Source organism: Paraglaciecola sp. 25GB23A (genome assembly GCF_040012495.1).
Classification (GTDB): Bacteria; Pseudomonadota; Gammaproteobacteria; order Enterobacterales; family Alteromonadaceae; genus Paraglaciecola.
In genome coordinates, this window is sequence record NZ_JBDYKM010000045.1 from 1 (window position 1) to 7,489 (window position 7,489).

Here is a 7,489-nt window from a genome sequence, read left to right on the forward strand (position 1 = left end):
CTTCGGCATATTGCGGACGTGAGTAGATATAATAACGACGCAAATAACCCCAAAGCCGCGGGGGTTTGGTTTAGAGGCATTGCTGCACCGATAGTTCATGATTCATTATTTGAAAATATTGAATCCTATGCGGTGTATAGTGACGTTACTCATTATCTAAATTTATCCAACGCCCTGACGATTGTCGGTGGTCAATCTGTATCAGGTGTGTATAGCAAAACGGCTCAACTTAATATTCGTAATACTCAATGGCAAGATTCGACTGGTCCTTATCATGCAGATAATCCCAATGGTTTAGGTGCAACGGTTGTAGGCAACGTATTGTATAAATGGTGGAAAGGGCCAGATAGCGACGGCGATGGTTTACCTGATTATTGGGAGCAGGAGCAAGGCAGTGACGTAAATACGGCTAACAATGTATCGATTGATTTAGATGGCGACGGTTTGAATTTGCTCGAAGAGTTTGAGCAAGGTACAGATTACAGTTTGGCTGATACCGATGCGGACGGACTGTCGGATAAATGGGAAATAGACCATCTACTAAATCCAACCGATAAAAACGATGCTGCATTGGATAGTGATAAAGACGGCTTAACCAATTATCAAGAATCATTGATTGGCACTGATATTTGGAACCCAGATTCTGATGGTGATGACTCTATAGATAGTCTAGATGCATTGCCGTTGGATGAGAAAGATTGGTTAGACTTTGACAAAGATGGTGTTGGCGATAGCATTGACTTGGACGACGATGGTGATGGCATGCCTGACACTTATGAGTTCGCGCATGGTCTAGATTCAAAAGATGCAAGCGATGCTGCAAAGGACGCTGATGGCGACTTACAGTCTAATTTAGCTGAATATTTAGCCTCCACAGATCCAAATAACAGCTCTGACTTTGCTAGCGAAATACAAAAAGTAGCAGCAAGTCAATCGTTAATTCGAATTAAACGTGGCAACCCATTTTACTTAAAACTTAAATATCAAGTTTCAGATAATAACCTGAATTTATCTGGCCTCGGTATTCGAGTGCATTATGACTCAGCTTCAATAACATTAGATAATTTAAAAGACTATTACTTGCCAGATTTTGTCGCAATATCTAATGTTCAGGATGATGACAGTGACTTTGACAATGATAAAGATACGGATGTGTTTTTTACTCTTAAGTGGCAAAGTCAAAACCGCACATGGCCTGGTGAATTTAGTGGGTACATAGCTACGCTTAAATTAATTTTATTGGAAAATGTAGTCGCTAATTCAACGAATAAAATTAATTTTTCTGCTTTATCCACGGCTATAGATTTAGCCGATAACGGTTACGGCTTTGAACCAACTAGTGTTGGGGTGGTCGACGGATTTGCCATTGACTTAGATATTAATGGCGATGGCAAAATTGATGGTTTTACTGATGGCGCCATTTATACCCGCTATATGTTGGGTTATCCAGCGGAGACTTTGGCAACTGATGAAGAAATGACCGAGAGTACGCGAACTCGACAGGAAATGTATGACTTATTGAGTACAATTCAGCCACAACCATTCACAAATTAGCAAGGAGGCACTATGAATGTTCAATTGTGGTCGCCCTTTAAGCTTGTTTTGGTGGTGTTATTATTTTGTCAAAAATCTGCTGCAGTTGAAACAATGCAACAATTTGACATCAAACTTTCCGCAGGTGGCATTGAGACTGGCTATTCGGAAGGCGCGATAAACTACTCACAAACCTCGGATGACAAAAAAGCTTATGGAATAGGTTTCACCTTATTTTATTCATCGCTGGAAGTTGAATCATTAGTGGGAAATGTCATTTTTGAAAATGGGTTTCTTGGGCAAAGTCAGGTAGTCGACGATACCGACAACACCGATAACGATATTTTTACTGATAAACGTGTTTTGTTTGCTTGGTTTTCACCCGAAGAAGCGCTTGAACTTCGTGACGATATTCAGCTAATTAAATTCGAAGTTAATTCTATTGTGGGTCGCGATGAGTATGTTGGCCTAAATTTAATACCAATGAAAACACCCAGTTTTCACTCAACTTTTGCTTACTCCAAGCTGGATGGAACCGAAGTCCCTTTGACTGACCTAGATCAAGATAGTATTCCTGATGAAATCGACAACTGCCCAACAATTCCTAATCAGGGCCAAGAAAACACTGATATGGCAGATGATGGTGGTGATGCCTGTGACTCAGATGACGACAACGATAATATCATAGACGTTAATGATACCTATCCACTTATAGCCATCGGTGACTTACTCGATACAGATATGGACGGTGCTCCAAATGACTGTGATGAAGATTGTGCTGAGCTGGGCATGGCCTCTGACTCAGATGACGACAATGACGGTGTATTAGATATAGATGATGCCTATCCCCTAGACTTCAGTCGTTCAAGTGGAGTGACCTATATCGCCAAAAACGATGTCGACGGTGATGGTACATCAGATATTCTGTGGCGCAGTTACAGCAAGGGCTGGAACTTCCTGTGGGGCATGAATGGTGTTGAAACTAAAACCGTTGCACCGATTAATGTGGTACCTGAAGATGTTTGGGACATGGTGGGGCAGGGTGATTACAACGGCGACGGTAAATCCGATATTTTGTGGCGTAATAATATCACAGGCCAAAACTTCATTTATCTGATGGACGGTAAAAACATTAAGTCTAAAGCGACCTTAAATTACGTGACTGCCCCTATCTGGGAAGTCAAAGGCAGTGGTGACTTTAATGGTGATGGTAAGGGTGATGTGTTGTGGCGCAGAGTTGACCGAGGCGATACCTGGTTTTACTTGATGGACAATGGCGTCATTGGTACTAGTCTACCTTCCTTGTGGGTAACGGACTTAAACTACAAGATAGCGGCCATAGGAGATATCAACGGTGATGGCACTGATGATGTATTGTGGCGTCATCAGGTTACGGGTATTAATTACATTTGGATAATGGAAAACGGGCAGATAGCCAATCGCTATACCCTTAATTCTATCAGTACAGATTGGACGGTGGCCGGCATGGGCGATTTGGATGGGGATGGTGCGGATGACATTATCCTACGCAATCAAGTAGACGGTCGCAACTGGGCTTACTTGATGGAAAATGGCACTGTAAAGGTCAGCCAGCTTATCAATACCGTGGGTGATACAAACTGGCAAATCGTCAACATGGGTGATTATGATGGTGACGGTAAAACCGATATGTTGTGGCGCAACGTGTCTGCAGAACGCAATATAGTGCATCTGATGGACGGTCTAACAATTAAAGCGAAAGGTGTGTTAAAACCCACTGACAATACTTGGGCACTGGCTAAATAAACAACCCAGCATATCAAGGATTCATCCTCGCCGACAGCAACAGAAAAGCCTGTGGGCGAGGTTTTAGTCTTGTAAGAAGTGGTAAAAAAATAATTATCTGATTAAATCTTTATTATGTAATCAACTTATATTATATTTTTATTAACGGTTTAATTTTGCCCGATATTCTGAGTGCTTGGGGCAACCGAAAGCCTGTTAACGATCGATGTTATTTAACACGACATTTAATTAAATTAAAAAATAGGCTTTTCATCACAATTTAAACATTAGTGTGATAGATGTAGCTAAATAATAAGGGATTATTTTATGAAACTTCAAGGAAGTTTGTTAACACTGTTCATATTTTTAGTTTTTGTTTTTCCTGCAAAAGCAGCTAATTTATCGGGCCAAATATTTCTCGATGATACGACACTAAATAATGCCACACTTAGTTTGATTCAAGGAGGATCAGAGGTTGCAAGTAGTTCTACAAATCATACAGGAAGTTACGTTTTTACAGACCTATCACCAGGGCCATATCGGCTCATAGTAAAAAAAGATTCATTTAGTAACAACACCAATATTGTTAGTGTTTCCGAAAATGATTTATATCAAAATGTCTGGTTTGTTAGTGCTGTAGATATTATCAGCACATCAAAGGTAACAGGCACAGTAAAAGATTACAGTAGCGACACATATAGTGATACGTCGATTACTTTCGTAGATAAAAATTCTGCAAAACAATACACAATTTATACAGACGAAAATGGACAGTTTGAGGTCAATTTACCTAACTCAACTTTTCAAATTGAGATGACTCATAATAAATATGAGATAGGTCAGCAAGGGGCGCTCTACTGGAACTATTTTAGTTTAACTCGTATTTTTGACGACTTAACTGTTAGCGATACCACTGAGCATGACTTTGTTTTACCTCTGCAAGATATAAATTTTACCGGTACTCATTCACAAAAAGAGATTGCAACTAGCTATTTGTTTCAATTCCAGGATGGTTACTATAACGAGCAAACTCAGCAATATAGTAGTGAGTATTTTTATTTTTATGCGTTAAATGATAGTTATAAAACCAAAGTCCTTGTAGATAAAGCTATTCAAATTCAGCTTACTGCAACTTCCGAAGTACCGGTTAGTGTCAACGGTCCATTCCCTTCTGTAAGTGAAGAGTTAGTTTTTGAACGAAGTCTTTCACCTGTATCCTACCAAGCCGAACTCGGTTCAATTGGCGCAATATTGAAATATAACAGTGTTGTAGACCTTCAAGGTGAAAATCTAACCGGTGTATGTGTTGATTTTACTGAGTCCAATGACAATGGATTTCAAAATACCTTTTGTCAGAATGCACAAGGCGTTATTGAAGCTCCTTTAGTTGCTGGAAAATATACTGAATCAACCAGTATTAGTAGTGATATCAGCCAACAAGATGGAAATGATTGGAGTTACAGGTTTGGTAGCTTCAATATTCGAGATATTGAGCTGCCTGATAATAATTCAATTATTGTTGATGAGGTGTTAATTTTACCCGTATTTAAACTTGAAGGCACAATCGTTGATGAAAGAGGGGCTCCGGTGATTGGGGCTCAAGTTAGTACGGATTATTTTAGTGATAGCGTTATATTTGATAATGGGCAATCCGGTTATGTATACGGTAGTTACGGATCTTTAACGACAGATGCTGATGGTAAATATAGTCTCTATGTTAATAAATACAGCTCGAAACTGCGCGTTATACCACCGGCCGAAAGTAGTGCTGTTGAAAAACTTATTTCAATTGAAAATATTGAAATGGGTGAAAATTTACAGATAGTCCTTTCAGAAAAAGTCCAAACATCTTCAGGTCTGATTATTGAAGGATATGTAAAAAACCTATCTGGCCAACCTGTAAGTCTTGAGTTGCAATTATATAACTATGCTACTAGTGATTGGCAGGGGACGACTAAATCTGACTTGACTGGTTACTATAAATTTGAAGTTTCAGAGGATGTTAGTTATTCCGTGGTTATTACCTCTTTGGATATCAATGCTCCCTTCACTTCGACAATGAATCAAAGTATCTATTATTACGGTGAAGAAACAGGACCAGTCACAAAAAATATAAGTAAAAATATTATTATGCCAATATTAATGGCTAACCTTGAAGCGGTTGATGTGCTCGGCAACCCAATTCCTGGTATGGAAGTTGGAATGGAGAGTGAGTGGGCTCCTCCTGGTTATCAATACTTGTATGCTGAATTCTCAGGCATGACAAACGGCAAGGGAAAATCGTTTGTTCCCTTCGCACTTAATGCAAACATCATGCATTTGTCATCTAATTCAATTCTTGGCATTTCAAAAAATGTTTATTTAGACCAAGTTACTGTCGCTCATTCTATTAAGTTGATTTATTTGGGAGAGTACCTCAGTAGTGATAGCGATTTTGATTTGCTTCCTGATTATTTTGAGTTAACTGGTTTTGAAGCAAGTTCAGATGACGATGAAGATGGTTTAACGGTTAAACAAGAATTCGACTTGGGAACAAACCCTGAAATTTCAGATTCAGATGCTGATGGTATTTTGGATGGAAGTGATACGCAGCCAATGTTGCCTGCATTCGCAGTGCTTGTAGGTAATAATTTAGATTCAGATAACGATGGTAAGTCGAATATTGAAGAAATTTTAACAGGCTACGATCCCTTTGATGAAAGTGATGTCCCAATGTTAATTAACGAAATTGTGTTCGATGATTCGAAATTGAGAGCTTGTATTGTGCTAGATGCAATTGAAAAAGATATTGATTATGTTAAAAATGTGACTGATTTATATTGTTCAAATGATTCAATTACCTCACTTAACGGAATCCAGTATTTTACTAGTCTAAAATTTTTGGATTTGGGTGGTAACAACATTGTCGACGTTTCGCCATTATCCTCACTTATAAATTTGGAAACACTTAATCTAGAGTTAAATAATATTTCTGATATTTCCAGTTTAAGAGAACTGACTAAACTTCAGGAATTAAATCTTTTTGCCGTAAGTGTCGAATCTTTGGAACCATTGCAGGAATTAACAAATTTATTCAGTCTTTCCATTGGTTTATTTAATATCAGTGACACTTCGTCATTGTCATACCTAACCAATTTGAGTACTTTATGGTTGACTCAAGTTGGAAATAAAAACCTTAGTTTTCTTGCTGATTTGACTGAACTTCAAGTTTTATCTTTGCAAGGTTTCTCTGGTGAACTCGATGAGTTGGCCGTTATAAAAAAATTAGAGAGCTTATATAGCTTAAATTTATACGGTGCCCAACTAACAGATTTAACTTTTTTAGTTGGTTTGAATAATCTGCAGGAATTAGATGTTGGTTCTAGTGGTTTACAAAGTCTTGAAGGAATTAACGGGATTGAATCATTAATATATTTAAATGCCAGTTTCAATTCTTTGACAGATCTAACCCCAATATCAAACTTAATAAATTTGACGGCATTAACGTTAGCTAGTAATCAAATTTCTGATTTAGTGCCTTTGTTAAACCTTACTTATTTAAATAATGTCAACCTCCAAAATAATCCAGAAATAACATGTAATGAATCAGGTCAGTTTTATTCATATGGGCAATTGTTAACGGAGTGTCTTGAAAAATCAGATTCAGATAAAGACACTATTCCAGATGCTTTTGACAATTGCCCAATTGCAGCAAATTCCTCTCAAATAAACACTGACGATGATTTGTTTGGAGATGTTTGTGATGATGATGACGATAACGATGGTGTGTTAGATGTTGATGATGCCTATCCTCTTGATCCTAGTCGCTCATCTTCTGTGACTTATTTCGCCAAAAACGACGTAGACGGCGACGGTAAATCCGATTTGTTGTGGCGAAGTGAAGCCAGAGGCTGGAATTTCCTATGGGCGATGAACGGAACACAGACAAAAGAAGCGCGTCCTATCAATGTGGTGCAAGACGATGGTTGGTTGATGGCTGGTCAGGGCGATTATGATGCAGACGGTAAATCGGATATTTTCTGGCGCAATACTATAACTGGCCAAAACTTTATCTACTTGATGGAAGGCTTGAACATCAAAGCCCGTAAAGTACTGAACTATGTCACGGCACCCATGTGGGAGTTACGTGGTAGTGGTGACTTTAACGGAGATGGTAAAGGCGATGTCATGTGGCGCCGAGTAGACAGAGGTG

2 protein-coding genes and 1 pseudogene are annotated in these 7,489 nt (G+C 38.7%); all 3 read left to right on the forward strand.

What is annotated here, in order from left to right; genetic code table 11:
• Positions 1 to 1,554: pseudogene (locus ABKW31_RS22370) on the forward strand (hypothetical protein); the annotation flags it as partial.
• Positions 1,555 to 1,566: 12 nt separating this feature from the next.
• Positions 1,567 to 3,318, forward strand: coding sequence for a VCBS repeat-containing protein (locus tag ABKW31_RS22375; RefSeq protein WP_348618935.1), 1,752 nt, complete (start codon positions 1,567 to 1,569; stop codon positions 3,316 to 3,318).
• A 306-nt stretch (positions 3,319 to 3,624) separates the two neighbouring features.
• Positions 3,625 to 7,489: FG-GAP-like repeat-containing protein (locus tag ABKW31_RS22380; protein WP_348618937.1), on the forward strand; the 3,865-nt coding region annotated here is incomplete at its 3' end.